The sequence below is a fragment of the Kitasatospora cystarginea genome (assembly GCF_039533515.1).
GTDB classification, from domain to species: domain Bacteria; phylum Actinomycetota; class Actinomycetes; order Streptomycetales; family Streptomycetaceae; genus Kitasatospora; species Kitasatospora cystarginea.
Genome location: NZ_BAAATR010000152.1, coordinates 1 through 1,679 on the forward strand (window position 1 = coordinate 1; position 1,679 = coordinate 1,679).

The 1,679-nt window shown below is 71.3% G+C and carries 1 protein-coding gene; it reads right to left on the reverse strand.

The genetic code is table 11. From position 1 onward, the window contains the following. Positions 1-154 precede the first annotated feature (154 nt). Positions 155-1,558 carry an IS1380 family transposase gene (locus tag ABD369_RS40500; protein WP_344641646.1) on the reverse strand — a complete coding sequence of 468 codons (1,404 nt, stop codon included), beginning with the start codon at positions 1,556-1,558 and terminating at the stop codon, positions 155-157. Positions 1,559-1,679 lie beyond the last annotated feature (121 nt).

A 1,679-nucleotide genomic window follows, 5' to 3' on the forward strand; every position in this document is an offset into this window, starting at 1 on the left:
CCTCCGCCTTTCAGTTGGGCTCGCCTGAACCGGGTCAATGGCGTTGGTGACGCGTCGTGGCCGTGTGCGGGTGTGGGGGCATGCCGAAGGTCCGACGCGTGGCCGGTGTCTCCAATGTCCTCAGGTCGTGGGCGGACGGGGACGGTCGGGTCGGTCAGGTGACGGGACGGGGCAGGGCCCGTAGCCGGGTGAAGGCGGTCGCGAGGTCGTGGCGCCAAGGCCAGGTGGCGGCGATCCGCAGGTGCAGGCGGCGGGCGCCGCGGGTGATGCGGGCGGCGGTGTGCAGCAGCCGATAGCGGAGCTTCTTCGGCTCGGCGGTGGCCAACTCCCCTTCCAGCAGCAGGGCTTGGGTCCAGGCGAGCAGGTCGATGGCCGTCAGGGACAGCTCCAGCCACGCGGCGTTGATGCGGAAGTGGCGGGAGGGGAAGCGGCCGAATCCGGTGGTCTTGCCGCAGCGGATGCGGTCCTCGACACGGGCGTGTGCACGATGGCGGACCTCCAGCAGCTGAAGGGAGCCCTGGCCATAGGGGGCGTCGGTGAGGAAGACCTGGTGGCGCATGCCCTCGTCCAGGTCGAACAGCGTGAGCTGGGCTCCGGGGTGCGGTCGCTCGCGGCGGACGATGATCCGGGTGTCCTCGGGCAGGCCCGGCAGGTCGACCAGGCCGGTCAGCTCGGCGACCTGGGCGCCTTCGCGCAGCGTGCCGTCCTGCTCGAGGGCGGGGTGCCATACCTGGTCGGGCAGGTGGCGGATCGCACGGCGGACCGGTTCGGTGATGGACCATCCGACGGAGAAGGACGTGCGGATCCCGCGCGAGCGCAGGGCCCGGATGTGGGCCAGAAACGCCTTCGCGGATCCGGCGCTGTCGGCGCGGATCAGGATCTCGGTGCCGTGGCGGTGGGCGTCGGGGATCTGGGCGAGCGCGGCGTCGAGCACGGCGATGTGGTCGGCGGCGGTGTTGGCCGCGGCGTTTCCCGGCCGCAGCACCCCGGCCAGGGCCTCGCCGGTGTTGTCGAGGAAGCACAGCAGCGGGTGGTAGCCGAAGCCGTGCTTGTAGGTGGGGGCGGCGTGTTCCTTCTCGGAGTGGCAGGTGACGAGGGTGGCGTCGATGTCCAGGACCAGGCCTGGCAGTTCACGTCCGCCCGCCTTCGAGGCGGGAATGCCGTCCCGGGTCTCGCCGGTCTGCAACCAGGCGACCTCCCGGGCGGCGGCGCGGGCCGCCCGCAACGCTGCGAGCGCGGCCGGGTCGATGCCGGCCAGCAGCCGCCAGGCGGTCGGGGTGGAGGCGACCGAGCCGAAGACTTCGGGCTGATTACGCAGCAAGGTCAGGTCGGTGATCGTCTCGCCGCCGTCGGCGAGCATCACCGCCAGATCGACCGCGTTCCGGCCCGGATCATGGCCTGTGCCGCGCGGACGCAGACGGCGCAGGGCCTCGCCGAAGGCGTGGGTGAGGCCGACGGCGTCGGCGAGATCGGCCAACAGACGGGCCCCTGCATGGCTGACCACCCCGCGCCCGTCGGTGGAGACGACAAGCCGGGGCCGCGACCCGGTAGTGTGCACGTAGAAAGTGCCTTCCCGCTGGGCTGACAGAGACCTTCGACAAGCCTCATCTTCCCAGCACAGAAGGCACTTTCGCGTTCCCGCTCATGATCTGGACACCACCGCAAGTGAAACGCGCAGG